Origin of the sequence: Rummeliibacillus sp. G93, from assembly GCF_023515935.1 — a bacterium.
Taxonomy (GTDB): domain Bacteria; phylum Bacillota; class Bacilli; order Bacillales_A; family Planococcaceae; genus Rummeliibacillus; species Rummeliibacillus stabekisii.
Window position 1 is genome coordinate 1,110,770 of the sequence record NZ_CP097314.1, and the last position, 23,535, is coordinate 1,134,304.

Sequence of the window (23,535 nt, forward strand, 5' to 3'; positions counted from 1 at the left end):
AGTAAATGGGACATATTCATATTATGGATGAATTTTTGTCCAATAAAATTGCGGCAGGGGAAGTGGTGGAACGCCCTTCTTCTGTTGTGAAAGAATTAGTAGAGAATGCAATCGATGCAGGTAGTACTACTATTGAAGTAGTATTAGAAGAAGCAGGCTTAACTTCAATCCAAGTCATTGATAATGGTTGCGGCATGGATGAAGAGGATGCGCTAGTCTCTTTTCAACGTCATGCTACCAGTAAAATTAACAACGAGCATGACTTATTCCGCATCCGGACGCTAGGATTTAGAGGCGAGGCACTTGCAAGTATAGCGTCGGTTTCAAAAGTTCATCTTGAAACTTCAAACGGAGAAAGTGGTATTGAAGTTTTTATGGAGGGTGGACATATTGTAGAGCAAAAACCGGGGCCTTTGCGCAAGGGAACTAACCTGACTGTTTCACAGCTTTTTTTCAATACTCCTGCACGTTTAAAGTATATGAAGACTATACAAACAGAGCTTGGTCATACAATTGATTTGATGAATCGTCTTGCATTGTGCTATCCAGATATCGCATTTAGGCTGGCGCACGGGGCGAATACATTGCTTAAAACGAATGGCCGTGGCGATGTAAGGCAGGTATTGGCAGCTATCTACGGCGTGGCTAATGCGAAAAAAATGGTTCATTTTGAAGGTCAAACAAATGACTATACTATATCTGGTTATGCGACAGCATCTGAAATTACAAGAGCTTCTAAAAATTACATCTCTATATTTGTCAATGGACGATGGGTGCGTCATTACACCATTCAAAAGGCGTTAATTGATGCCTATCATACTTTCTTGCCAATAGGCAGATATCCGATAGCTGTGCTTCATATTGAAGGTGACCCGTATTTAACTGATGTAAATGTTCATCCTGCAAAACAGCAAATACGTTTAAGCAAAGAGCCCGATTTAATCCAATTGATTGAAACTTCACTTCACCGTGCGATTCGTCAGTCAATGCAACCTCCTGAAATAATGGAGAAAAAGAAAAAGATTCCGCGTTCTACAGAACAAATTAACTTCTGGAAGACGGTTAATTACGACACGACGAGCCTACCACAATTCAATGAAAAACCTAAGTCAAAGGAAGAATTCTTTATTCCAGAAGATTTAAAAGGACAAGACAAAGGTTTTATTGTAGAGGAGAAATGGGAAGAGTTAAAAGATGGGCCGCAAGTAGACATGATAGATGGCGTGGATGAGAGCGCTGAGCAATTGGATGATTTTAATGTTCCAAAGGCTCAGGAAAGCCAACATCCTGAACCTTTCAAAGAACCATTTCCGGAATTGGAGATTGTCGGCCAAATACACGGCACGTATATTGTGGCGCAAAGCATAGATGGATTCTATCTTATTGACCAACATGCAGCGCAAGAGAGGATAAAGTATGAGTATTTTAAAGAAAAGGTTGGAGAAGTAAATCCTGATGAACGTCAAGCGTTACTTTTGCCATTGACCTTCCATTATTCAGCGGATGAAGCACTCACTTTGAAGGAAAATACCAAAGCTCTTGAAGAAGTAGGTGTATATCTCGAGGAATTTGGCCAAAACTCATTTATAGTACGGGAATATCCGACCTGGTTCCCAGTAAATATGGAATCAGAGATTATTGAAGAGTTAATTGAACAGGTGCTGCATAGCCGCGTAACGGATATAAAAAAACTGCGAGAGTCAGCAGCAATAATGATGAGCTGCAAGCGTTCCATTAAAGCTAACCATTATTTAGATCAGCCACAGATGGAAAGACTATTAGAGGATTTAAAGCTAAGGGAGAATCCATTTACGTGTCCTCACGGCAGGCCAGTGATCGTTCATTTTAGAACATATGAAATTGAAAAAATGTTTAAACGCGTGATGTAAAAAGTGCAAAAGGAGGAAATTTAATATGTTTTCAGCCATTAAAAGAGATGAAGTAATGAACACGTTGAACAACTATTCATTCGATGTCTTAGTTGTAGGTGGGGGTATTACGGGTGCTGGGATTGCGCTCGATGCAGTATCACGTGGATTGTCTGTAGCTTTAGTCGAAATGCAAGATTTTGCTGCGGGTACATCCAGTCGTTCAACTAAGCTTGTGCACGGCGGCTTACGTTATTTGAAACAGTTGCAAGTCGGTATTGTAAAAGAAACGGGCAGAGAAAGAGAAATCGTCTATGAAAATGGTGTGCATATTACGACTCCTCAATGGATGTTACTTCCATTTTATAAAGGAGGTACATTTGGGCCTTTATCCACATCATTAGGATTAAATATGTATGACCGGCTTGCAGGCGTCAAAAAATCCGAACGTCGTACAATGTTATCACCGAAAGAGACTCTAGCGAAAGAGCCATTATTGAACAAAGATAAGCTTAAAGGCGGAGGCTATTATGTAGAGTATCGAACAGATGATGCCCGCTTAACGATTGAAGTTCTGAAAAAAGCAGTAGAATTAGGTGCTGTATGCTTAAACTATGCGATGGTTGAGGATTTTGTATACGATGGCAAAAAAGTAGCCGGTGCAGTCGTGAGAGATCAAATCACTCAAAGAAAATGGACAATTCAAGCAAAATCTGTCGTGAATGCAACAGGGCCATGGGTAGATAAAATGCGCCAAAAAGATAAAATCAGTAATAATAAAAAGCTTCGACTTACAAAGGGTGTCCATATTGTTATTGATCAATCGCATTTTCCATTACAACAATCTATTTACTTTGATGCACCTGACGGCCGTATGGTGTTTGCTATTCCACGGGATGGCAAGACATATGTTGGCACAACGGATACATTTTATGATAAAAATCCAGTAAAGCCAGTTGCGACGAAAGAAGACATTGATTATCTATTAGATACGATTCATTATATTTTCCCTGATGTAGATGTGTCTGAAGAAGATGTAGAATCATGCTGGGCAGGTGTAAGGCCGCTGATTTATGAAGAAGGAAAAGATCCATCTGAGATATCACGCAAAGATGAAATTTGGGAATCACCTACTGGATTGCTGACAATGGCAGGCGGCAAATTGACAGGGTACCGCAAGATGGCAGAGAAAACAGTAGATAAAATTGTATCTAGCCATAAATTTAAAAAAGTCGGACCATGTATTACAAAAGATTTGTCACTATCAGGGGCGAAAGGCATTCATTCTGGAAATTTTGAAGCATATGTTCATTACAAGGCACAAGAAGGAACACGTTATGGTTTAACCTTTAACGAAGCAGAGAGACTTGTAAGACGTTATGGAACAAATATTGATGAATTGTATCGTATTATGCAAACATTGCCAAGAGAAGAAGGAATTCAGCTGCCTCTTGCTATGCATGCACAGTTGATTTATGCAATCCAATTTGAAATGGCTTATAAACCAGCAGATTTCTTAGTACGGCGGTCTTCTAAAATGTACTTTGATATTGACAGTGTGAAGATGTATAAAGATGAAGTGATCAACTTGATGAGCAAGTATTTGCAATATACCACCGAAGAAGTAAATAAATTCACTAAAGAGTTAGAAGATCTACTTTATGATGCAGGACACTTTGCAAACGGAGCATCATATGAATAAGAAAACACTCAACGTAGCAGCTAAAGATGGTCATCGTCTGGCTGCTACGATTATTGAGCCTACCCAAGAGATTAAAGGCCATATTCATATTTTACATGGCATGGCAGAGCATCAAGGCCGGTATCTCGGCTTTGCAGAAAAATTAGTAGATACAGGATATCTTGTCTCTATGCATGACCATCGAGGCCATGGCAAAACGGCTGAATTAAATCACGAAGTAAAAGGGTTTTTTAGTGAGAAAAATGGTTTTGAACATGTGGTAGAAGATGTAAAGACAGTAACTGATGAAATACGCACACAGTACGAACTGCCGAAAATGATTCTTTTCGGACATAGCATGGGCTCTTTTGTCGCTAGGAGATATTCAGAGTTATATAGCGAGGAGCTATGCAAGGCGATTTACTGTGGGACCGGTTCAGTCGGTGTTCAGCATTATGCTGGTGCCAATTTGGCAAAAGGGTTAGCTGCTGGAAAAGGAAAACGTGAAGAAAGTAAGCTGTTGAATCAATTATCTTTTGGTCTGTTCAACAAAAAAATCACTCACCCCAAAACAGCTGTAGATTGGCTCACGAGAGATGAAGCAGAAATTAAAAAATACTTAGCGGATGATGATTGTGGTTTTATCTCTACCAATCAATTTTTTGTAGATTTATTGGGAGGTATTATTACATTATCAAAGCACGCTGAAGTAGCGCGAATTCGAAAAGATTTACCGATATTACTAATTAGCGGCTCAAAAGATCCGGTAGGCGGCTTTGAAAAAGGGGTTTGGCGTGTAGCTAGGCAGTTGAGCCGAGCTGGATTGCAAGATATTACTGTACAGCTGTTTACTGAAATGCGTCATGAAATACTAAATGAAATAAATAATGACTTTGTCATACAAACAATACTGAATTGGTTGGAGAAAAAAGAATGCAACAAAAAGATATAGATGTAATAGCGATTGTAGGGCCTACTGCTGTGGGAAAAACAGCACTAAGTATTAAACTAGCCAAAGCTCTTGATGGTGAAATTATCAATGGTGATTCCATGCAGGTTTATAAGGATTTAAACATAGGCACGGCTAAAATAACCCCAGGTGAAATGGAAGGAATTCCACATCATTTGTTGGATATTAAGGAGCCCACAGATTCAATGTCTGTAGCAGAATACCAGCAATTAGTACGACATAAAATTAATGAAATAAAAGAAAGAGGGAAATTTCCCATTATTGTAGGAGGCACAGGTCTTTATATCCAATCTGTGCTATATGATTTTCGTTTTACAGACGAAAAAATTGATGAAGAAATCAGACGTCGTTACTACGATGAGTTAGAGGAAAAAGGACCGGAAGCTATGCATGCAAAGCTGATGTCAGTTGATCCCGAAACAGGCAGCACTATACATCCAAATAATACAAGGCGTGTCATACGTGCTCTTGAAATGGCAGAACACAGCACAATCAAAAAATCAAATGAAGAACAGCATCGTGGAAACATTCCAATCTATCAACATCGGATCATAGGTTTAGATATGGATCGAGCAATGCTATATAGTCGAATCAATCAGCGAGTAGACCAAATGATCGATAAAGGGTTGCTTGAAGAAGTGGAGCGGCTCTATAAAAGGGATATTCGCGATGTCCAGTCTATTAAAGCGATTGGTTATAAAGAAATTTACGCATATTTAGATGGGTTAGTCTCATTTGATGAAGCTATAGAAACCCTAAAACGAAATTCTAGGCATTATGCAAAACGTCAGCTTACTTATTTTCGTAATAAGATGGAAATTGAATGGTATAACGCAGAAATGGGTATAGTGGAAATATTAAGTCAAATTTTAAGCAAATAGAGGATTCGGCATCACTTTGGCGAATAAATACTTAAAAGAGAACGAGGGGGAAAAGGATTGAAAACAGTTAATTTACAAGATGCATATTTAAATCAATTAAGAAAAAATGGTATTTTTGTTACAGTATTTTTGCTAAATGGTTTTCAATTAAAGGGTACAATCCGTTCATACGATAATTTCACTGTTTTGCTAGAAGCAGAAGGAAAGCAACATTTGATCTATAAGCATGCTATTTCTACATTTGCACCATCTAAGCCTGTCGCATTCCAACAAGAAGAAGAGTAATAAGGGTTACAGCGTTTTATGTGTAGTTTTTATCCAGAGTTTAACCGACAATCGCCACTTAAACTTTTCATTTGCAAATTGGATGGTTAAAAGCTAATAGTACTTGATAGACGGCATAGATGAAAGAGTTGACCTGCTATAACAGTGGTTAACTCTTTTTTCTTACGGCCTTCTATATTATACTTAAAAATTATTGGAGGAATTATTTATGAAAACAATCACACCTGAAGAAGTATTAAACAAATTAGATGCGAACGAAGATTTACATATTGTAGACGTTCGAGAAAATGAGGAAGTGGCTAATGGTATTATTCCTGGAGCGATCCATATCCCGCTTGGTCAAATTCCAGAGCGTATGGAGGAGTTAAATAAAGAAACCCCTTATATCTTTGTTTGCCATGCAGGCGGACGCAGCTTCAGCGCATGCTCTTACCTTGAAGGGCTTGGTTACGATGTAACGAATCTTGAAGGCGGCATGAGTGCTTGGGAAGGCGAGCTGGAATTTTAATTTTTATATGGAAAGAGGACGATCACAGCTTTGTGCATCGTCTTTTGCTATTTAAACAATAATAATGATGATTGGAATTATTAGAGAGAACGGAGTAGAGAAAATGGCTTACAAGTCACCATTAACAGATGAAACATTGATGCTAGCAAAGAAAATTGAAGAGAAGGTTAAACCCTACTTTAACCGTGCGGATGAAATGGCTTTTTATAATCAACAAAAAGTACTTTCTGCCTTTCGTAATAATAATGTCAGCGAACATCATTTCCATCCTTCAACAGGGTACGGATATGATGATGAAGGGCGTGATAATCTAGAGCGTATCTATGCTGAGACATTCGGAGCGGAAGCGGCGCTTGTTCGACCTCAAATTATTTCGGGTACACATGCCATCACTCTTAGCCTTTTTGGAGTGCTGAGACCAGGTGATGAATTGATGTATATTACAGGACAACCATATGATACACTTCAGTCTATTGTGGATGGAGGAGATCAAGACACTGGCTCATTAAAAGACTTCAATATTAGTTACCAGCATATTGACTTATTGGACGATCAATATATTGATTGGGATCCGGTTGAAGAGAGGGTATCTGATAAAACGAAAGTAATTGCTATTCAGCGTTCTAAGGGGTATGCAACAAGACCATCGTTTACGATTGATCAGATCGCTGAAATGATTCAAAAAATCCGGTTGATTAAAAGTGACGCCATCATTTTTGTAGACAATTGCTACGGTGAATTTGTGGATGCAGTAGAACCTACTGAACTGGGTGCAGATCTTATGGCAGGCTCTTTAATTAAAAACCCTGGCGGAGGTTTAGCAAAAGTTGGGGGGTATATTGCAGGTAAGGCGAAATATGTCGAACAATGCGCATACCGCATGACTTCACCTGGTATTGGAGCAGAGGCAGGTCCATCTCTTAACGCACTGTTAGATATGTATCAAGGATTCTTTTTAGCTCCTCATGTAGTGTCTCAAGCATTAAAAGGAGCTATATTTACTGCTGCTGTACTTGAGGATATTGGGATGTCTCCATCACCGCGCTATGATGCAAAAAGAACAGATTTAATTCAATCAGTTTCATTTAACACCCCAGAGCAAATGATCCAATTTTGCCAGGCTATCCAAAAAAATTCCCCTGTCAATGCACACTTTGCACCTGAACCTGCTCCTATGCCAGGTTATGACGATGATGTGATCATGGCTGCAGGTACATTTGTACAAGGAGCCAGTATTGAGTTATCAGCGGATGGTCCGCTTCGCCCTCCATACACTGCCTATGTTCAAGGTGGCTTGACATATGAACACGTAAAGTTTGCGATTTTAAGTGCAGCTCAACAACTTCAAAGCACTAAACAATAAAAGGTAAGAAAACAGAGCTATTAAGAGATAATAAAACATCCTTCCGAATATAAGGAAGGATGTTTTTTTATATTTCTAAAGGAATGAATACGTATTTTAACTCCTGTTAATTAAGTTTTAATTTGCATGTTAGAAAACCTAACATTGTGTTGACAGTAAAGCTGACATGTTATAAAATTAACTTGTGAAAGGTGAGGTGAAGGATTTGAATAAAGAGATTAGAAAGACTATGCCTTTGCTGCCAATTAGCATTGTGATGCAACTAACTGATTTAACCGCTCGTCAAATTCGCTATTACGAAGAACATGAGCTCATTGTTCCAGCAAGAACTGAAGGGAATCGCCGGATGTTTTCATTAAATGATGTTGATGATTTATTAGAGATTAAGGATTTATTAGAACAAGGCATCAATATGGCTGGAATTAAAAAAGTATTTGAAATGAAAAATGAACCGCTTGTTACCAAGCAATTGAAGAAAGAAATTACTGATGAAGATTTAAGAAGGATTTTACGAGAAGAAATGCGTCAAGCGCAAAGTATGCAAAAAACCTCTATCCGACATGGAGATTTATCTCGTTTCTTTTCATAACACCTAAAAAATTCTACATATAGGGAGAGATTTCATTGGGAAAGTTTACAAAAGATGATATTCGTAGATTGGTAGTAGAAAAAGAAGTGAATTTTATCCGTTTACAATTCACAGATGTATTAGGATCTATTAAGAACGTAGAAATACCTGTAAGTCAGCTAGAAAAAGCGTTGGATAATAAAATGATGTTCGATGGCTCGTCTATTGAAGGTTTTGTGCGTATTGAAGAATCTGATATGTACTTATATCCTGATTTAGATACATTTATTGTATTCCCATGGACAATCGGCAAAGGTACAGTATGCCGCTTTATTTGTGATGTATACAGTGCAGATGGTACACCGTTTGCAGGAGACCCAAGAAATAACTTGCGTCGCATATTAAACCGTATGAAAGAAATGGGCTTTACCAGCTTTAATTTAGGACCTGAGCCTGAGTTTTTCTTATTTAAATTAGATGAAAAGGGCGAACCAACACTTGAACTAAATGACCATGGTGGTTACTTTGATTTAGCACCAACAGACTTAGGTGAAAATTGCCGTCGTGATATTGTGCTTGAGTTGGAAGAAATGGGATTTGAAATTGAAGCATCTCACCACGAAGTAGCACCGGGCCAACATGAAATTGATTTTAAATATGCAGATGCGATTACAGCATGCGATAACATCCAAACATTTAAATTGGTTGTAAAAACAATTGCTCGCAAACACGGTTTACACGCAACGTTTATGCCTAAACCATTGTTTGGTGTGGCGGGTTCTGGGATGCATTGTAATGTATCTTTATTTAAAGGGTCAGAAAATGCTTTCTTTAATCCGAATGGCGACCTGCAATTGAGCGATACAGCATATCAATTTATGGCTGGGGTATTAAAACATGTCAAAGGCTTTACAGCTGTGACAAATCCAACTGTGAACTCTTATAAACGATTAGTGCCAGGTTATGAAGCTCCATGTTATATTGCTTGGTCAGCACAGAATCGATCTCCTCTTATCCGTATTCCAGCTTCTCGCGGTCTATCTACTCGGATTGAAGTACGTTCAGTTGATCCAGCAGCAAATCCTTATTTAGCGATGGCTGTCATTCTAGAAGCGGGATTAAATGGTATTGAGCAACAGTTGACACCGCCACCTGCAGTTGATCGGAATATTTATGTGATGAATGCTGAAGAAAGACTAGAAGAAGGCATTGGCAATTTGCCGGCAAACCTTGATGACGCATTGCACGCCCTTGCTGAGGATCAAGTCATTCAAGGTGCTTTAGGAAAGCATATTTATGCTAATTTCCGTGAAGCAAAAGAAATAGAATTTGATTTCTTCAGAACACAGGTCCACCAATGGGAACGTGACCAATACATGAAGACTTACTAAAATAAAAAGCGCTGGGATTCAAAGTCCCAGCGCTTTTTTTGTATTGATAGGTGTTTATTATGCATACAGTATTTACGAAATTTGGAAAAAATATAAATAGCAAAAGGTATAAATAAAAGTAAATTTATAAAAGGAAGGAAAAACATTGAAAGAGAAGAAAGTATAGTTCATTATACAATTAATAGAGAAGGACAAATCACGCATCAAATGTGATACCGGGTACAACAAGCTATTGGTTAAATACCTAAGGGTAGATTATTCTATCGAAAAGGAGATGAATGATTAATATGACAGATTATCAGAATGAAGAATTTATTTTAGATATGCCAGAGAACTCGTTAAATTTAAATATTCCGTATGCTTTCTTTATAGATCATGCCTCTTTAAATTGGAATGAATTATATTTTGGATTAAAAAGTCAATATGTTTCTCTAAATTATGCTATTGAAAAAGCAGTATCAGAGGTATCAATTAATGATAATACTTCAAATACGCTATTTGAGCTTGCTTCACTTTTTAAAAATGAAGAAGACTTAGCTGAAAAGTATATTAATGATTTAATACAAGAGAAAATAATTGATTCAATGTTATTGGAAAATAAACAATTCATGATTGACTGTAAAAACAAATATCTTTATATTGCTTTATTGTGGTTGTATCAAAACCCCAAAAAATATAATCATCCGAAACGATACGACTCAGAATTAAAAGAAATAGACTACAGTACCAAAGTTTACGATGTTATTTGGGATTTTAAAATACCTTCAATACCAGCACGTGATTTTCGATATTTCTCGATGACTTTTGAAGTAACAGAGAAAAATCAAGAACTATTTTTAAATAGATGGAATCAATTTTTAGAAGAACAAAAACAGATAGTCGAATAATATTTAAGAAAAAATGCGAATTACCAAAATAATACTAACAATAAACTCAATTTTAAGTCGTAGGATCCTAATATCTTTTACATGTTGAGGTCTATTTCTATTTAGTCACAGACAATTAAAAAACTAAATACCATAACACACTATAGGAATTAGCAAGTCACCCATTTCAATCTTTATATTTGTATCATTAAAACTATCAGAAATATCCTTACTCTCAGTATCAGAACCTGGAAATACTTCTAAAAGTATATATCCTTCAGAGCTATTTGCTATATAGTATTTTGTTTTATGATAGTAGAATTCAACTTCTCTTCCAGTTGCCAAGTAATGTTGTAGAACTTCCAAGTCAATATAAGAACCGTCATCATTTTCTGAAGTTTTAAAAGTATCCATCTTCAAACCCACCTCTGTCACTTTTTGATATTAGTCTTGCTTACTTCACCCAGATAACCTTAATCCTAAACAATAATAGTAGCCTTATCACGTTCATACTTAAGCGCTTCGGAAAACAGAAATGTTGTGTTTTTGCTTCACTCAATTGTCGAGAGATATTTTTGCGCAACAGATGATGTATAAACCATCTGACTGTTAAATCTAAAAATTTATAACCCTGTATTTACCTATATTATACACTGTAATATATTTACTTATATTGAATAATGGAAGTTTTTAAGTTTTATTACAATTATGTATGGCGCTAGAATGAAAAATCAGGAAGAGTAGAGTTTATTACTGGTGAATACTTTGTACAGCATATTATGAGAATAATCGTATGATATGTGACTATGTTTTGAATGTGCAAGGAGGTAGTGGATTGTATTAAGAGAGGAGAAAAAATAGAAAATGATTGAATTACGAAAAATAACTGGAGATAACATAGAGAAAGTAATAGCACTTGAAGTTGAAGAAAACCAAAAAGACTTTATAGAAACTACTAACCTAAGAAGCTTTGCAGATGCTCATATGTTGAATGCGGAAGGGATATTTGCTGCACCCTATGCCATTTATGCCGATGAAGTGGTGGTTGGATTTTTGATGTATATTTATGATACGTTGGATCACGAATCGTTTGAAAAAGAAGATTTTTACGGCAAGAAGAGCTATTTTATTTGGCATATTATGATTGGAAATAGTTACCAAGGGAAAGGATATGGCAAACTTGCATTTGAAAAAATGTTGAAGGAAATAGTAACGTGGCCATTTGGTGAAGCAGAATATATAGCTCTCTTTTATCAAACAAGTAATATCAAAGCTAAAACATTATACGCTTCATTTAAATTTGAAGATACAGGTATTATTCAGGGTAAGTCCATGTTGGCGATTAAAAAGCTAGTTGAGAAATAAAAGTAACATGTAATGTTTTCATTCTGCAAAATAGCACTTTAAGTAGGCGCAAAATAAAACTAATTTAACACCCGCGCTATCTGTTTTGTGTTTTAAAAAAACAATCAGTCTACAGGTAATGTAATAGACTCGATTGTTTTTTTAAGTATCAGTATATGTTTCGATAAAGACCAACAACTTTACCAAGAACAGCAACGTTTTCAACAATTATTGGCTCCATAGAGGAATTCTCTGGTTGTAAACGGAAGTGCCCCTTTTCTTTATAAAAACGTTTCACTGTTGCTTCGTTCTCCTCCGTCATAGCTACTACGATATCTCCATTATTGGCAGTTGCCTGTTGTTTGACAATCACATAGTCTCCATCGAGAATTCCTGCCTCTATCATAGATTCACCCATGATTTCGAGCATAAAAATATGGTCATCTGATCCACCGTAAGTGTCAGGAATAGGGAAGTACTCTTCAATATTTTCGATAGCGGTGATAGGTAACCCGGCAGTTACTTTCCCAACTAAAGGAACATGCATAACACCCTGTTTGGTAACATTTCCTTGATCTAAGATTTCAATAGCGCGCGGTTTTGTCGGGTCTCTGCGAATCAGCCCTTTGCTTTCCAATCTATTCAAATGGCCGTGGACAGTTGAACTGGAAGCTAAACCTACTGCTTCGCCTATTTCTCGTACAGAAGGCGGATATCCTTTAGTGCGTACTTCTTCTTTTATAAATTCCAATATATCATCTTGTCTTTTTGATACCTTTTTCAATTTGCTCACCCTCTTATCAGCAATTTTCTTTAATTGTTAAATGAAGTATAACATGTCTATTAAATGGATGCAAACATAGGTTCGAAATATATTTGACAAAAACGCATGTTCGTATTATATTGATTTATATAAACTACGAACAAACATTCGATGAAGGGGAGATCCTTATGAACTGGATTAAAAAAAATCGAAATACCACCTATTTATTTGCATTCATATTCGCCATTATGGTTATTCTTATGGTCATCAATCGGGATACAACTAGCTACACAAACATAGAAGTCCAAGAAGGAGATACTTTATGGTCGCTATCTGGACTTTATAAAGGGGATTTATCCAAAAGTGAGTGGGTTTCTTTAGTGAAAGATAAAAACAATATTATTGACGGACGCATTATAGCTGGTCATACTTTATCTATTCCTGCATACAAAAAAACTAGCACAAATAAAAGAGGAATAGAGTTGGCGAGTGAAAATGAATAGAGGGAAAGAAGCAGTATTATATTGCCGTGTGAGTACAGAAAAAGAATCCCAAGATTCTTCGCTAGAACGGCAAGAAAGTGAACTAAAAGAGTTTGCCAAAACAAAAGGCTATAATGTTATGAGTGTATTTAAAGATCGACATAGCGGCTATGACGTAGAACGCGAGGGACTCATGGATTTGCTGGATTATATTAAAGAACAACATATTACAGCATTGTTTGTGCAGGATGAAACGCGATTAGGACGAGGGAATGGTCGCATGGCCGTATTACATCTACTTAATAAAATGGAAGTGACTATTTTTACGCTTAATAATGCAGGCAATATCCAGCTGAATGAAATGGATACAATGTTGCTTGAAATATTGGCACTAGTAGAGGAATATCAAAGGAAATTACATAATGCCAAAATACGTCGTGGGATGAAAAGGGCTGTACAAAACGGCTATAGGCCTGAGAATAACTTAAAGGATCGGGGCAATCCAGAAGGTAGAGAAAGAATTGATGCTCCGATTGAACAGATTATTCAATTGAGAAATAAAGGGCTAACATTTGAAGAAATCACTTCTACTCTAAATGGATTGGGCTTCCAACTTAGCAAAGCAACAGTACATAGACGCTATAAAGAATTCGAAGAGCACAATAATTAATTGTAAACTGTCGAAAAGTTTACTTTCGAATACAGGTTGGCTTGATATGCAAATAATGCTTAACGCTTGCACTTAAAACATATTTTACATACTCTTTAAGATATGAAGAATATGAAAGGGTGTATATAAATGTTGCCAAAAGAAAAGATTGACCGTATTAATTTCCTGTCTAGAAAATCAAAAGCAGAAGGACTAAGTGTCGAGGAAGCGAAAGAACAAACAGCACTTCGAAAAGAATATCTGGATACATTCCGTAATTCCATGAGAGACACCATTGAGCATGTCCGAGTATTTGATCCAAATGGCGATGAAGTAACACCGGAAAAGGTAAAGGAAATTCAAAAACGAAATAATCCTTTAAATTAATAAGGTAAAGTAAATGTCGAAAAAATATTGTTTTCTGACATAATGTTGACTAAACTGTAATAGAATAATACTTTGCTTTCAGAAAGGATGTCTATTCATGACGCTACAAGCAGATCAGCTTGCAATTAATACAATTCGAACTTTGTCGATTGATGCAATCGAAAAAGCAAATTCTGGTCATCCAGGTTTACCAATGGGTGCAGCACCAATGGCTTACACGCTATGGACAAAACAAATGCAACATAATCCAAAAAATCCAAAATGGTTTAACCGTGACAGATTTGTATTGTCAGCAGGACATGGTTCAATGTTATTATACAGCCTACTTCATTTAGGTGGTTATGACTTACCGATGGATGAAATTAAAAACTTCCGTCAATGGAATTCATTAACTCCTGGTCATCCTGAATTTGGGCACACTGCTGGAGTAGAAGCGACAACTGGTCCACTGGGGCAAGGGATTGCTATGGCTGTTGGTATGGCGATGGCTGAAGCACATTTAGCAGGAGTATACAACACACCAGAACATTCTATTGTAGATCATTATACATTCGCGCTTTGCGGAGATGGAGATTTAATGGAAGGTGTATCTGCAGAAGCAGCTTCACTTGCTGGCCATTTGCAATTAGATAAACTAATTGTCTTATACGATAGTAATGATATTTCATTAGATGGTGATTTGAATAAATCATTCTCAGATAATACAGCTGAACGTTTTAAAGCATATGGCTGGAATTATATCTTGGTTGACGATGGCAATGATATTGAAGCTATTAATTCAGCAATCGAAAAAGCAAAAACTCATAAAGGACAACCTACATTAATTGAGATTAAAACAGTTATTGGCTTTGGTTCTCCTAACAAATCAGGTAAATCATCATCTCACGGTGCACCGCTTGGCGTTGATGAAGTTCTACTAACAAAACAAGCTTATCAATGGGAAAATGAAGATTTCTTCGTTCCTGAGGAAGTATACGAAACATTTAAAGAAGCAGCGAAAATTCAAGGGGAAGAAGCTGAATCTGTATGGAACGAACAATTCCAAGCATACAAACAAGCATACCCAGAACTTTCTGCACAGCTAGAAAAAGCAATTAATGGAGAGCTGCCTGAAGACTTTGACGCAGAAATCAAAGCTTTCGAGCCAGGCAAATCGGTAGCTACACGTTCATCATCAGGTGATGTGATTAATGCGTTAGCTAAGAAATTGCCTTCTTTCTTTGGAGGAAGTGCTGACTTAGCTGGCTCTAATAAAACTACTATTAAGGATGCAGGAGATTTCTCTGCAACTGAACGAGCTGGACGTAATATTTGGTTCGGTGTTCGTGAGTTCGCAATGGGTGCTGCATTAAATGGTATGGCTTTGCATGGCGGTCTTCACGTGTTTGGTGGAACATTCTTTGTCTTCTCTGACTATGTGCGCCCTGCCGTACGTTTATCTGCACTTATGGGACTTCCTGTGACATATGTGTTTACACATGATTCTATTGCTGTTGGTGAAGACGGTCCAACACATGAGCCAATTGAACATTTAGCAGCATTGCGTGCGATGCCGAACCTCTCTGTTATCCGTCCGGCTGATGCTAACGAATCTGCCGCTGCATGGAAGCTTGCAGTATCATCTAAAAATAAACCTACTGCTTTAGTGTTGTCACGACAAAACCTGCCAGTGCTTGATGTAGATGTGAATGCAATCTATACAGGCGTTGAAAAAGGGGCTTATGTTGTTGAAAAGGCAGACAAAGAAGTGGCTGATGCATTGCTATTAGCAACCGGTTCTGAAGTACAGTTAGCTGTTGCTGCTAAAAAAGCATTAGCTGGTGAAGGAATCGATGTTACAGTTGTATCAATGCCAGATCTAAGTCGTTTCGACGAACAAGATGCAGCCTATAAAGAAAGCGTATTGCCTAAAAACGTAACAAAACGATTAGCAATTGAAATGGCTTCTTCATTTGGTTGGCATAAATATGTTGGTTTTGAAGGTGATGTTTTAGCTATTGACCGATTCGGAGCTAGTGCACCTGGAGAAACAGTAATCGAAGAATATGGCTTTACAGTAAACAACGTAGTAGAGAAAGTTAAAGCTTTAATGGCAAAATAAATAGAAATACCAAAAAGTAGAGGGAATATGCCTCTACTTTTTGTTTTTTGACAAAGAAAGTGGGGTATTTACAGTTTAAATTGACAAAATATTCACTTGATTGAAGGTATACTTAGTAGAAAGAAAGGGGCGGCTTAAAAATGCGTGTTTACTCAATCTTTCATATTAAACCAAAACATCAATCATTTATATATGGTAGAGAACGTCTTCTATTCGAATTAATTAATGGGGTCAAAACGAACCAAAATAATTTTTATCCTTCACAGGAATTAGCTTATTTATGTGAGACATTGCCTGTTGAGGATATTGAAACTAGCATAGAAAAACATTTACATACTAGTTTTTCTGCTATTAATATTAAAAACCATGAAATCTATTTAAGTAATCAATTCAAAGGGGATCTTCACATAGAAATTCAGCCATACTATCTAAATGTTTATTGTATTGGCTCCCGTATGTTAGAGTTAGATTTATTTGCAACATTATCAAAAATTAGCTCTGGTTTTATTGGCTTCAATAAGGGCGAAATGGAATGTGGCTGGTTAAAACCTCCAAAATTTTCTGTTCTGGCAGAAAGTTAACAGTGCCTCTTTACTAGAAGGAGAAAGACTCGGTCACCAAAAATAAGAGAAATAGTAGTGTCGATGACATTTTTGTTGTATAATCCTCTTTGGAGAGATATTCTCGTATGCACAATTTAGAGGAGGAAATTAGTTGAATACTGGACTAGCGATTACATTAATTATTGTAGCGTTAATTATTGGTTTAGTTGGCGGATTCTTTATTGCAAGACAATATATGATGAAATATCTGAAAGAAAACCCACCAATCAATGAACAAATGTTACGTATGATGATGACTCAAATGGGTAGAAAGCCATCAGAAAAACAAATTAAACAAATGATGAACCAAATGAATAAAGTAAACAATAAATAAGAAACAGCACTCCAATGAGTGCTGTTTTTTATGTTTCTTGTTCATTTGTAATATATTTTTCGATAAATGTATGCACAGCTTTTTCATACTCATCTGGATTTTCATTAAATGATTGTGCATGTGCCCCATGTTCAAATAACTTTAGCATTTTGGGGCCTTTTTTTAATTGATATAACTCAATCGTCATATCTGGCAAAATAAAGTCGTCTGGAAGGCTATGAATGAACAGGACAGGTTTTGTAATATTAGGAATGGCTGTTCTCGGAGCAACATTTTTCAACCAGTAGCCATCTCGAAGACGTAAAAAAATCTCAGCAAGTTTTATAGCTAAAGGACTTTTTAATGGAGTTTTTTTCTTCATTAAATACAAAAGCTGTTCATAGAAATCTGAGTACGGGCAATCAGCAATATAAAAATCCGCTCTATCTTCCAGTATACCGGCATATAAAAGGGTGGTAGCTGCACCCATTGATTCACCATGAACACCGATAATGGAATCGTACCCTAATTGTTCTTTTATATAATGTAGCACAGCTTCTAAATCGAATTTCTCATAAAAGCCATAACTTGTGGTCTTTCCTCCTGATTCTCCGTGTCTCCGATGATCATAAACAATGGTATTGAAGCCCAATCGTTCAAAAAGTCTTACATACTTTACTGAGTTTACCTTATTTTCCGTGACCCCGTGACAAATTATCATTGTCTTCTTTGTCTGTAGGGGCTTAAAATAGATTCCTTTTATGACGTAACCATTTGGAGAAGAGATTATAATATCTTCTTTTTCTACTCTATTGAACCATTTTTCGTCGTAGCGTAAAGCTTTTTTTTCTCTTTCTAAAATAAACAAGTCATCTTTTTTCTTTATATAAATGAGTTGGCTTGAAACTAGGTAACCAGCTAATGAAAGGATGCCGCCAAAAATGCCTGTCACTAACCCGAAAATCCAAAAAAACTTCTTTTTCATCGACACCCCTGCTTCCAATATAGATTTTTACATTCCTGCTATAAAGATTTGTTTGCAATGAATCAAATCCCTCGTTTTTCTGAAGTCTTTTACTTTTAATATTTGTATTGCTTTATAATATAATATGAGTTGACTTGGATTTTTGATAAAGTGAAATGGAATTTGAAAGGAATTTTGTAAATGGCTAAGAAAAGAAAAAACCAAAATATATCTTCTCAAAAAGAGCAAAAAGATGAAAAGCTTACATTGCAAGATCAATTAAACGGAGATGTATTGGAAAAGTTAAAGCTAGCGAAAAAGGAACTTGTGGCAAAAGAGCAACAGGTACAAGAAGAAAAAGCAGCACAATTAGCATTTGAGCGCAAGCAACGAGAGAAGAATAAATCTTTTGCGGAATTATTAGATGAATATGGAGACAGAGGTTCCAAATTTTAAAGGTTAAAAGCCGCGAATAGTATTGCATCAAAAAGATAGACATACTTTGTCCTATCCTTAAATGCAGCTATTCGCGGCTTTTATAATCCAGCTGATGGCTGAATAAGAAAATTTAGATGAAATAATCTCCTAACTGAGGTGACTATACTTTAGAGTCGATGTTCTGTATATTGGTCTACCTTTGTTAATTCGACTAAATTACTATCATTGGAATGGTCAATTTGATTATAGGCTTGAATAGTTGCTGTAATTTGTTCTCGTGTGCTTGCTCCAATAATAGCAGAGGCAATTTCTTTATGCTGGAGAACACTTTGCAAGGCGGTCACATGAACTGAAGTGGCCGCATTCGCCAAATTAGTTAAGGTAGCTTGTAGTTCTTCTTGTGAGTATGTCAGATAACCATTGGTCTTTTGAACCCTATTTTTCCAATCATCCGTGAGCAGTCCTTTAGCAAGAGATCCACGAGTCACTACTGAAGCGCCGAGCTCTTTAATGGAATCAAACCATTCTTCTGGGCGTCTGTCGAGCAAGCTATACTGCATCATAATGGATACAGCTTTGCTCTCTTTTAAAAAGGGTATAAAAACATTTGGCCTAATAGAAGAAATACCGTATTCCCGAATAATACCTTCTTGTTTCAGTTCATTGAATGTATCAATGATCTCTTCCCAATTTTCCCCTAAGGTACCACCGTGCAGCTGATATAAGTCGATATAATCTGTTTGAAGACGACTCAGACTCTCTCTGACAGCTTTTTTGATATGTTGAGCGGAAGCGTCAAAGTGCCATGAATCAGAAGAAGCATTCCATACATTCCCCACCTTTGTCGCCAGTAATATATCTTTTCGCTTTTCTTTTAGTAAATGGCCGATGGTTTCTTCATTCATGCCACGCTGATAGAGGTCAGCTGTATCAAAGTAGTTGATGCCTGCATCGATTGCAATATCAACTATATATGATGCGTCAACACGATTTGTCGGTAAAGACATGCAGCCTAGACCTATTTCTGATAATAGTAATTCACTTGCTCCTAACCGTCTTTTTTCCAAAACTATCGCCTCCTTTAAAGATAATGGTACAATGATTCATAGATAAATAACAATAGAGAGGAATTCGACAATGAAAAAATTTGAAGAAAAAACTATTTCAACAGAAGAAATTTATAAAGGACGTATTATTAATGTCCAAAAAGATGAAGTCACACTACCAAATGGCAAAACTGCTTCAAGAGAATTAATAAAACATCCGGGAGCGGTTGCTATTATTCCTGTAACAAAAGAAGGGAAAATAGTTATGGTAGAACAATATCGTAAGCCTCTCGAACAAAGTATTATTGAGATTCCAGCTGGTAAGCTCGAGCCAGGTGAAGCTCCAGAAAAAACAGCCATGCGTGAATTGGAAGAAGAGACAGGCTACGGTGCGAAGAACTTCGAAAAAATTTATTCATTCGCCACTTCTCCTGGATTTGCTGATGAAATTATCCATCTCTATGCTGCCACAGATTTATATCAAATAGAACAGCCAGCAAGCCCAGATGAAGACGAATTTGTTGAACTTATGGAAGTTTCCATTGAAGAAGCGGAGCGTTTAGTAGAGAAACAACAAATTTATGATGCGAAAACAATTCTAGCAATTATGTGGGCAAAAAATAATCTATCAAAATAAGGTATTTTTTAGAACGAGGAGCATAGGTTGTACTATTAGAAAGTAGGTGACCTAGTGAATCGTTCATTGCAACTATCGTATTTTTTTCTAATCATTTCAATTGGCTTCATTGGTGGAATTATAGCTTTTAAGATTTCAGCTCCCGAACAAACCGAATGGCTAATATCTATAATTGATCCTCGCCTTCTGTTTGAGGGTAAGCCAAAAATGTGGCAATCGCTATGGCCAGCATTTATGCCGTATCTTTTCTTAGTGTTGCTTGCTACACATCAATGGTTCCGCCATGCAACAAGATTAGTAGTCGTCTGTAAAAGCGCCTTTTTTGGTTTTTGTTCAGCTTATCTAATCGCTACTCAAAATGCTATTTGGAATTACGTTTTTTGGTGGTTTCCTATTCAATTTTTATACACTTGCTTATTATTGTTATTTTCAATTGTGCTTGTCCCTAAACCATTTTATAATTCTAGACGGCAGGGGCTTCATTGGAATCGACTCATCGCCATTGGAGTATTAGCTGCACTTATATTTGGTATTGAGCTTCTCATTATCCATTTTATGTTTTAATGATTTTTATCATTTGATATTAATTATCATTAAACAATCATTATAAGTATTTTAGTCGCTTAATCTTGTAATGAGAAATAAACTTTTGGTATAATGGTAGAAGTTTAGGGGGGCGTCATATGGAGAGCCGTATTGATCGAATTAAAAAACAATTACATGGTGCTAGCTATAAACTGACGCCACAACGAGAAGCGACGGTTAGAGTACTTTTAGAAAATGAAGAAGATCATCTAAGTGCTGAGGATGTTTACCTATTAGTAAAGGAGAAAGCACCGGAAATCGGTCTAGCAACTGTGTACCGTACATTAGAGTTGCTGACAGAGCTGAAAATTGTCGATAAGATTAATTTTGGCGATGGGGTTTCTCGTTATGATTTACGGCAAGAGGGTGCAGCTCATTTTCATCATCACCTCGTTTGTATCGAATGTGGCGCCGTTGATGAAATACAAGAAGACTTGCTTGAAGATGTTGAAGCAGTAGTTGAAAAACGGTGGAATTTCCAAATAAAGGACCATCGATTGACATTTCACGGTATATGCTGGCGTTGTACTGAAAAGCATGCCGAAGAAAAAAACAAAGAGAATGTTAACAATCCAAATAATAATGAAGATTTTTAAACAAATGGAAAGGATGGCGGAGGTGCTGTCCTTTTTTGTTTTAGGAGGATTATTGCGATGAAACAAGAAATACTAGATGCAATTGCAGATTATATTCACTTTCTAAGAGTAGAGCGCCAATTATCACAAAATACATTGCAGTCCTACGAACGAGATTTAAAAGATTATACACAGTTTTTGTTTGAGACGAGTCAGTTAGAGAAATTTGATGAAATTGATAAATTGCAGATTTTAAAGTATTTGCAGAGTTTGCAAAGAAAAGGGATTTCAGCTAGGACCATATCAAGGCATATTTCATCCATTCGCTCATTTCATCAGTTTTTGTTAAGAGAAAAATATTCAAACAATGATCCGAGCGTACATTTAGAATTGCCTAAAATTGAGCAAAAATTGCCAAAAATATTATCAATTGAAGAAATAGATCGTCTTCTCTCTATGCCGGATCTTTCGCGGCCACAAGGTGTTAGAGATCAAGCGATGATGGAACTTTTATATGCAACTGGTATGCGTGTGAGTGAGTGTATAACACTTAATATGGAAGATATTCATTTAACCATGGGCTTTGTACGTGTTTTTGGGAAAGGCGGCAAAGAGAGGATTATTCCTCTTGGAAACTCAGCCATTAATGCATGTACGAATTATTTAAATCATGCGCGTTTTCATCTTGAGAATCCGAAGCTACGAACAGATGCGTTATTTATCAATCAGAGAGGGAAAAGGTTAACAAGGCAAGGTCTCTGGAAATTATTAAAGGGTTATGCAGAAAAAGCGAATATAACGAAAGAATTGACGCCACATATTTTACGTCATTCCTTTGCGACTCATTTAATTGAAAATGGAGCAGACTTACGTGCAGTGCAAGAAATGCTTGGACATGCTGATATCTCTACAACACAAATTTATACACATATTAGCAAATCAAGGTTGTCTGAAGTATATAAACAGTTCCATCCAAGAGCATAAAATATATACATCAGATGTCTGACCTTTATTTTTTAAAATATTTTGGTAAAATAAATCTATAAACAAGGAGGGCAACATTATGACTATAAAACCGTTTAAACGCATTCACCTTATCGTCATGGATTCTGTAGGTATAGGAGAAGCGCCGGATGCAGCTAGTTTTAACGATGTTGGCGCGGATACTCTCGGACACATCGCGAAAGAAATGAAAGGGCTCACAATGCCGAATATGGAAAAGTTGGGCTATTCTAATATTCGAGGCATAATCGGCTTAGAAGATTTAGAGGGCATGAAGTCTGTTGATCAGCCTCAAGCTTTTCATGGCTATATGCAAGAGGCCTCTGTAGGTAAAGATACGATGACTGGCCACTGGGAGATCATGGGCCTAAATATTAACAAGCCATTCAAAGTGTACCCAGAAGGATTCCCTCAATCGCTTATTGATGAATTAGAAGAACGTACTGGGCGCAAAGTGCTTTGCAACAAACCAGCTTCAGGGACACAAGTCATTGAAGATTTCGGAAAAGAGCATATGGAGACAGGTGCAATTATTGTTTATACATCTGCTGACCCAGTATTGCAAATTGCTGCACATGAGGATATTATCCCGCTAGAAGAATTATACAAAATATGCGAAATTGCACGTGAAATTACGTTAAAACCTGAATATCTAGTTGGCCGTGTTATTGCACGACCTTTTGTTGGTACACCAGGCCATTTTGAACGTACTTCCAATCGTCATGATTATGCATTGAAACCATTTGGCCGTACAGTAATGAATGAATTGAAGGATGCAGGCTTTGATGTCATAGCATTAGGCAAAATATCAGATATATACAATGGCGAAGGCGTTACGGAAGCTATCCGTACACAAGACAATGATGATGGAATGGATCAATTAGTGAATGTCTTGAAAAAAGACTTCCAAGGAATATCTTTCCTTAATTTGGTTGACTTTGATGCTAAATATGGCCATCGACGCGATCCTATTGGATACGGAGAAGCTCTTGAAGAATTTGACCGTCGATTAGCAGAAGCGTTGGACCTTATGAAGGAAGATGATTTACTTCTCATTACAGCAGACCATGGAAACGACCCTACTTTCCCTGGAACAGACCATACGCGCGAATTTGTTCCACTAATTGCTTATTCGCCTCGATTGAAAGAAGGTAAAGAACTACCAAAGACAGAAACATTCGCTGCTATTGGAGCGACTATTGCTGAGAACTTTGGTGTCAAAATGCCTGAATTCGGCACAAGCTTTTTACAACTTTTAAAATAAGT

The 23,535-nt window shown here is 36.9% G+C and carries 27 protein-coding genes; 23 read left to right on the forward strand and 4 right to left on the reverse strand.

Annotated elements, in window-relative coordinates; genetic code table 11:
* Positions 1 to 5: 5 nt before the first annotated feature.
* The 10 genes from mutL (at position 6) to M2M59_RS05515 (ending at position 10,402) form a co-directional block, all read left to right on the forward strand.
* On the forward strand, positions 6 to 1,889 hold the full coding sequence (gene mutL, locus M2M59_RS05470; protein WP_147194046.1) for a DNA mismatch repair endonuclease MutL: 1,884 nt from the start codon (positions 6 to 8) through the stop codon (positions 1,887 to 1,889).
* 25 nt (positions 1,890 to 1,914) lie between these two features.
* Positions 1,915 to 3,570, forward strand: coding sequence for a glycerol-3-phosphate dehydrogenase/oxidase (locus M2M59_RS05475; protein WP_147194044.1), 1,656 nt, complete (start codon positions 1,915 to 1,917; stop codon positions 3,568 to 3,570).
* The gene (locus M2M59_RS05480) at positions 3,563 to 4,501 is read left to right on the forward strand and encodes an alpha/beta fold hydrolase (protein ID WP_147194043.1); all 939 of its coding nucleotides are present in this window, start codon (positions 3,563 to 3,565) and stop codon (positions 4,499 to 4,501) included. Before M2M59_RS05475 ends, M2M59_RS05480 begins: the two co-directional genes overlap by 8 nt.
* On the forward strand, positions 4,483 to 5,400 hold the full coding sequence (miaA, locus tag M2M59_RS05485) for a tRNA (adenosine(37)-N6)-dimethylallyltransferase MiaA (RefSeq protein WP_147194041.1): 918 nt from the start codon (positions 4,483 to 4,485) through the stop codon (positions 5,398 to 5,400). Before M2M59_RS05480 ends, miaA begins: the two co-directional genes overlap by 19 nt.
* Before the next feature lie 57 nt (positions 5,401 to 5,457).
* Positions 5,458 to 5,685, forward strand: a complete 228-nt coding sequence (gene hfq, locus M2M59_RS05490; RefSeq protein ID WP_066785859.1) for an RNA chaperone Hfq — start codon at positions 5,458 to 5,460, stop codon at positions 5,683 to 5,685.
* Between the two features lie 208 nt (positions 5,686 to 5,893).
* Entirely contained in the window at positions 5,894 to 6,193 is a 300-nt protein-coding gene (locus tag M2M59_RS05495) for a rhodanese-like domain-containing protein (protein WP_066785861.1), read from the forward strand.
* 103 nt (positions 6,194 to 6,296) lie between these two features.
* Complete coding sequence (locus tag M2M59_RS05500; protein ID WP_249775711.1) at positions 6,297 to 7,556, forward strand: methionine gamma-lyase family protein; 1,260 nt, start codon at positions 6,297 to 6,299, stop codon at positions 7,554 to 7,556.
* A gap of 205 nt (positions 7,557 to 7,761) precedes the next feature.
* Positions 7,762 to 8,145 carry a MerR family transcriptional regulator gene (locus M2M59_RS05505; RefSeq protein WP_147194037.1) on the forward strand — a complete coding sequence of 128 codons (384 nt, stop codon included), beginning with the start codon at positions 7,762 to 7,764 and terminating at the stop codon, positions 8,143 to 8,145.
* Between the two features lie 35 nt (positions 8,146 to 8,180).
* Positions 8,181 to 9,515: a type I glutamate--ammonia ligase gene (glnA, locus tag M2M59_RS05510; RefSeq protein WP_147194035.1), complete on the forward strand. Its 1,335-nt coding sequence runs from the start codon at positions 8,181 to 8,183 to the stop codon at positions 9,513 to 9,515.
* Between the two features lie 287 nt (positions 9,516 to 9,802).
* Positions 9,803 to 10,402, forward strand: coding sequence for a DUF2247 family protein (locus M2M59_RS05515; RefSeq protein WP_249775712.1), 600 nt, complete (start codon positions 9,803 to 9,805; stop codon positions 10,400 to 10,402).
* Between the two features lie 123 nt (positions 10,403 to 10,525).
* Here M2M59_RS05515 and M2M59_RS05520 read toward each other — a convergent pair whose 3' ends face one another.
* Positions 10,526 to 10,795: a hypothetical protein gene (locus M2M59_RS05520; RefSeq protein ID WP_249775713.1), complete on the reverse strand. Its 270-nt coding sequence runs from the start codon at positions 10,793 to 10,795 to the stop codon at positions 10,526 to 10,528.
* A gap of 450 nt (positions 10,796 to 11,245) precedes the next feature.
* On the opposite strand from M2M59_RS05520, the gene M2M59_RS05525 reads away from it, so the two are divergent.
* Positions 11,246 to 11,746 (forward strand): GNAT family N-acetyltransferase, encoded by a 501-nt coding sequence (locus M2M59_RS05525; RefSeq protein WP_249775714.1) that lies wholly within the window; start codon positions 11,246 to 11,248, stop codon positions 11,744 to 11,746.
* A 148-nt stretch (positions 11,747 to 11,894) separates the two neighbouring features.
* On the opposite strand, the gene lexA is transcribed toward M2M59_RS05525, so the two are convergent.
* Complete coding sequence (gene lexA, locus M2M59_RS05530; protein ID WP_147194027.1) at positions 11,895 to 12,509, reverse strand: transcriptional repressor LexA; 615 nt, start codon at positions 12,507 to 12,509, stop codon at positions 11,895 to 11,897.
* Between the two features lie 167 nt (positions 12,510 to 12,676).
* Between lexA and M2M59_RS05535 the strand changes: the two genes are divergently transcribed.
* The 6 genes from M2M59_RS05535 to M2M59_RS05560 all read left to right on the forward strand — a co-directional run bounded on the left by M2M59_RS05535 (position 12,677) and on the right by M2M59_RS05560 (position 17,043).
* Positions 12,677 to 12,991: a cell division suppressor protein YneA gene (locus M2M59_RS05535; protein ID WP_147194025.1), complete on the forward strand. Its 315-nt coding sequence runs from the start codon at positions 12,677 to 12,679 to the stop codon at positions 12,989 to 12,991.
* Complete coding sequence (locus M2M59_RS05540) at positions 12,984 to 13,640, forward strand: YneB family resolvase-like protein (protein ID WP_249775979.1); 657 nt, start codon at positions 12,984 to 12,986, stop codon at positions 13,638 to 13,640. The genes M2M59_RS05535 and M2M59_RS05540 overlap by 8 nt, the downstream gene beginning before the upstream one ends.
* 129 nt (positions 13,641 to 13,769) lie before the next feature.
* Entirely contained in the window at positions 13,770 to 14,006 is a 237-nt protein-coding gene (locus tag M2M59_RS05545; protein ID WP_147194020.1) for a DUF896 domain-containing protein, read from the forward strand.
* Positions 14,007 to 14,103: 97 nt separating this feature from the next.
* Entirely contained in the window at positions 14,104 to 16,107 is a 2,004-nt protein-coding gene (gene tkt / locus M2M59_RS05550; protein ID WP_249775715.1) for a transketolase, read from the forward strand.
* 140 nt (positions 16,108 to 16,247) lie between these two features.
* Positions 16,248 to 16,688, forward strand: a complete 441-nt coding sequence (gene sirA / locus M2M59_RS05555) for a sporulation inhibitor of replication protein SirA (RefSeq protein WP_066785888.1) — start codon at positions 16,248 to 16,250, stop codon at positions 16,686 to 16,688.
* 133 nt (positions 16,689 to 16,821) lie between these two features.
* Entirely contained in the window at positions 16,822 to 17,043 is a 222-nt protein-coding gene (locus tag M2M59_RS05560) for a YneF family protein (protein WP_066785889.1), read from the forward strand.
* A 28-nt stretch (positions 17,044 to 17,071) separates the two neighbouring features.
* Here M2M59_RS05560 and M2M59_RS05565 read toward each other — a convergent pair whose 3' ends face one another.
* The gene (locus M2M59_RS05565; protein ID WP_249775716.1) at positions 17,072 to 18,007 is read right to left on the reverse strand and encodes an alpha/beta hydrolase; all 936 of its coding nucleotides are present in this window, start codon (positions 18,005 to 18,007) and stop codon (positions 17,072 to 17,074) included.
* A 180-nt stretch (positions 18,008 to 18,187) separates the two neighbouring features.
* Between M2M59_RS05565 and M2M59_RS05570 the strand changes: the two genes are divergently transcribed.
* Entirely contained in the window at positions 18,188 to 18,442 is a 255-nt protein-coding gene (locus M2M59_RS05570) for a YqkE family protein (protein WP_147194014.1), read from the forward strand.
* A 149-nt stretch (positions 18,443 to 18,591) separates the two neighbouring features.
* Here M2M59_RS05570 and M2M59_RS05575 read toward each other — a convergent pair whose 3' ends face one another.
* The gene (locus tag M2M59_RS05575) at positions 18,592 to 19,491 is read right to left on the reverse strand and encodes an aldo/keto reductase (RefSeq protein ID WP_249775717.1); all 900 of its coding nucleotides are present in this window, start codon (positions 19,489 to 19,491) and stop codon (positions 18,592 to 18,594) included.
* Positions 19,492 to 19,561: 70 nt separating this feature from the next.
* Here M2M59_RS05575 and M2M59_RS05580 point away from each other — a divergent pair, with 70 nt between their 5' ends.
* The 5 genes from M2M59_RS05580 to deoB all read left to right on the forward strand — a co-directional run bounded on the left by M2M59_RS05580 (position 19,562) and on the right by deoB (position 23,533).
* Positions 19,562 to 20,107 carry an NUDIX domain-containing protein gene (locus M2M59_RS05580; RefSeq protein WP_249775718.1) on the forward strand — a complete coding sequence of 182 codons (546 nt, stop codon included), beginning with the start codon at positions 19,562 to 19,564 and terminating at the stop codon, positions 20,105 to 20,107.
* Positions 20,108 to 20,161: 54 nt separating this feature from the next.
* Positions 20,162 to 20,671, forward strand: coding sequence for a hypothetical protein (locus tag M2M59_RS05585; RefSeq protein WP_147194008.1), 510 nt, complete (start codon positions 20,162 to 20,164; stop codon positions 20,669 to 20,671).
* 119 nt (positions 20,672 to 20,790) lie between these two features.
* Positions 20,791 to 21,288: a ferric iron uptake transcriptional regulator gene (locus tag M2M59_RS05590; protein WP_066785913.1), complete on the forward strand. Its 498-nt coding sequence runs from the start codon at positions 20,791 to 20,793 to the stop codon at positions 21,286 to 21,288.
* Between the two features lie 57 nt (positions 21,289 to 21,345).
* Positions 21,346 to 22,251: a site-specific tyrosine recombinase XerD gene (gene xerD / locus M2M59_RS05595; protein WP_249775719.1), complete on the forward strand. Its 906-nt coding sequence runs from the start codon at positions 21,346 to 21,348 to the stop codon at positions 22,249 to 22,251.
* A 79-nt stretch (positions 22,252 to 22,330) separates the two neighbouring features.
* A complete protein-coding gene (deoB, locus tag M2M59_RS05600) occupies positions 22,331 to 23,533 on the forward strand; it encodes a phosphopentomutase (protein WP_249775720.1) in 1,203 nt (400 codons plus the stop codon).
* Positions 23,534 to 23,535 lie beyond the last annotated feature (2 nt).

Bases quoted from the DNA above. Each gene is read 5' to 3' on its own strand.
- mutL (WP_147194046.1), top strand. From the start codon at position 6: ATGGGACATATTCATATTATGGATGAATTTTTGTCCAATAAAATTGCG.
- M2M59_RS05475 (WP_147194044.1), top strand. From the start codon at position 1,915: ATGTTTTCAGCCATTAAAAGAGATGAAGTAATGAACACGTTGAACAAC.
- M2M59_RS05480 (WP_147194043.1), top strand. From the start codon at position 3,563: ATGAATAAGAAAACACTCAACGTAGCAGCTAAAGATGGTCATCGTCTG.
- miaA (WP_147194041.1), top strand. From the start codon at position 4,483: ATGCAACAAAAAGATATAGATGTAATAGCGATTGTAGGGCCTACTGCT.
- M2M59_RS05495 (WP_066785861.1), top strand. From the start codon at position 5,894: ATGAAAACAATCACACCTGAAGAAGTATTAAACAAATTAGATGCGAAC.
- M2M59_RS05500 (WP_249775711.1), top strand. From the start codon at position 6,297: ATGGCTTACAAGTCACCATTAACAGATGAAACATTGATGCTAGCAAAG.
- M2M59_RS05515 (WP_249775712.1), top strand. From the start codon at position 9,803: ATGACAGATTATCAGAATGAAGAATTTATTTTAGATATGCCAGAGAAC.
- M2M59_RS05520 (WP_249775713.1), bottom strand. From the start codon at position 10,795: ATGGATACTTTTAAAACTTCAGAAAATGATGACGGTTCTTATATTGAC.
- M2M59_RS05525 (WP_249775714.1), top strand. From the start codon at position 11,246: ATGATTGAATTACGAAAAATAACTGGAGATAACATAGAGAAAGTAATA.
- M2M59_RS05535 (WP_147194025.1), top strand. From the start codon at position 12,677: ATGAACTGGATTAAAAAAAATCGAAATACCACCTATTTATTTGCATTC.
- M2M59_RS05540 (WP_249775979.1), top strand. From the start codon at position 12,984: ATGAATAGAGGGAAAGAAGCAGTATTATATTGCCGTGTGAGTACAGAA.
- M2M59_RS05545 (WP_147194020.1), top strand. From the start codon at position 13,770: ATGTTGCCAAAAGAAAAGATTGACCGTATTAATTTCCTGTCTAGAAAA.
- tkt (WP_249775715.1), top strand. From the start codon at position 14,104: ATGACGCTACAAGCAGATCAGCTTGCAATTAATACAATTCGAACTTTG.
- sirA (WP_066785888.1), top strand. From the start codon at position 16,248: ATGCGTGTTTACTCAATCTTTCATATTAAACCAAAACATCAATCATTT.
- M2M59_RS05565 (WP_249775716.1), bottom strand. From the start codon at position 18,007: ATGAAAAAGAAGTTTTTTTGGATTTTCGGGTTAGTGACAGGCATTTTT.
- M2M59_RS05570 (WP_147194014.1), top strand. From the start codon at position 18,188: ATGGCTAAGAAAAGAAAAAACCAAAATATATCTTCTCAAAAAGAGCAA.
- M2M59_RS05580 (WP_249775718.1), top strand. From the start codon at position 19,562: ATGAAAAAATTTGAAGAAAAAACTATTTCAACAGAAGAAATTTATAAA.
- M2M59_RS05590 (WP_066785913.1), top strand. From the start codon at position 20,791: ATGGAGAGCCGTATTGATCGAATTAAAAAACAATTACATGGTGCTAGC.
- xerD (WP_249775719.1), top strand. From the start codon at position 21,346: ATGAAACAAGAAATACTAGATGCAATTGCAGATTATATTCACTTTCTA.
- deoB (WP_249775720.1), top strand. From the start codon at position 22,331: ATGACTATAAAACCGTTTAAACGCATTCACCTTATCGTCATGGATTCT.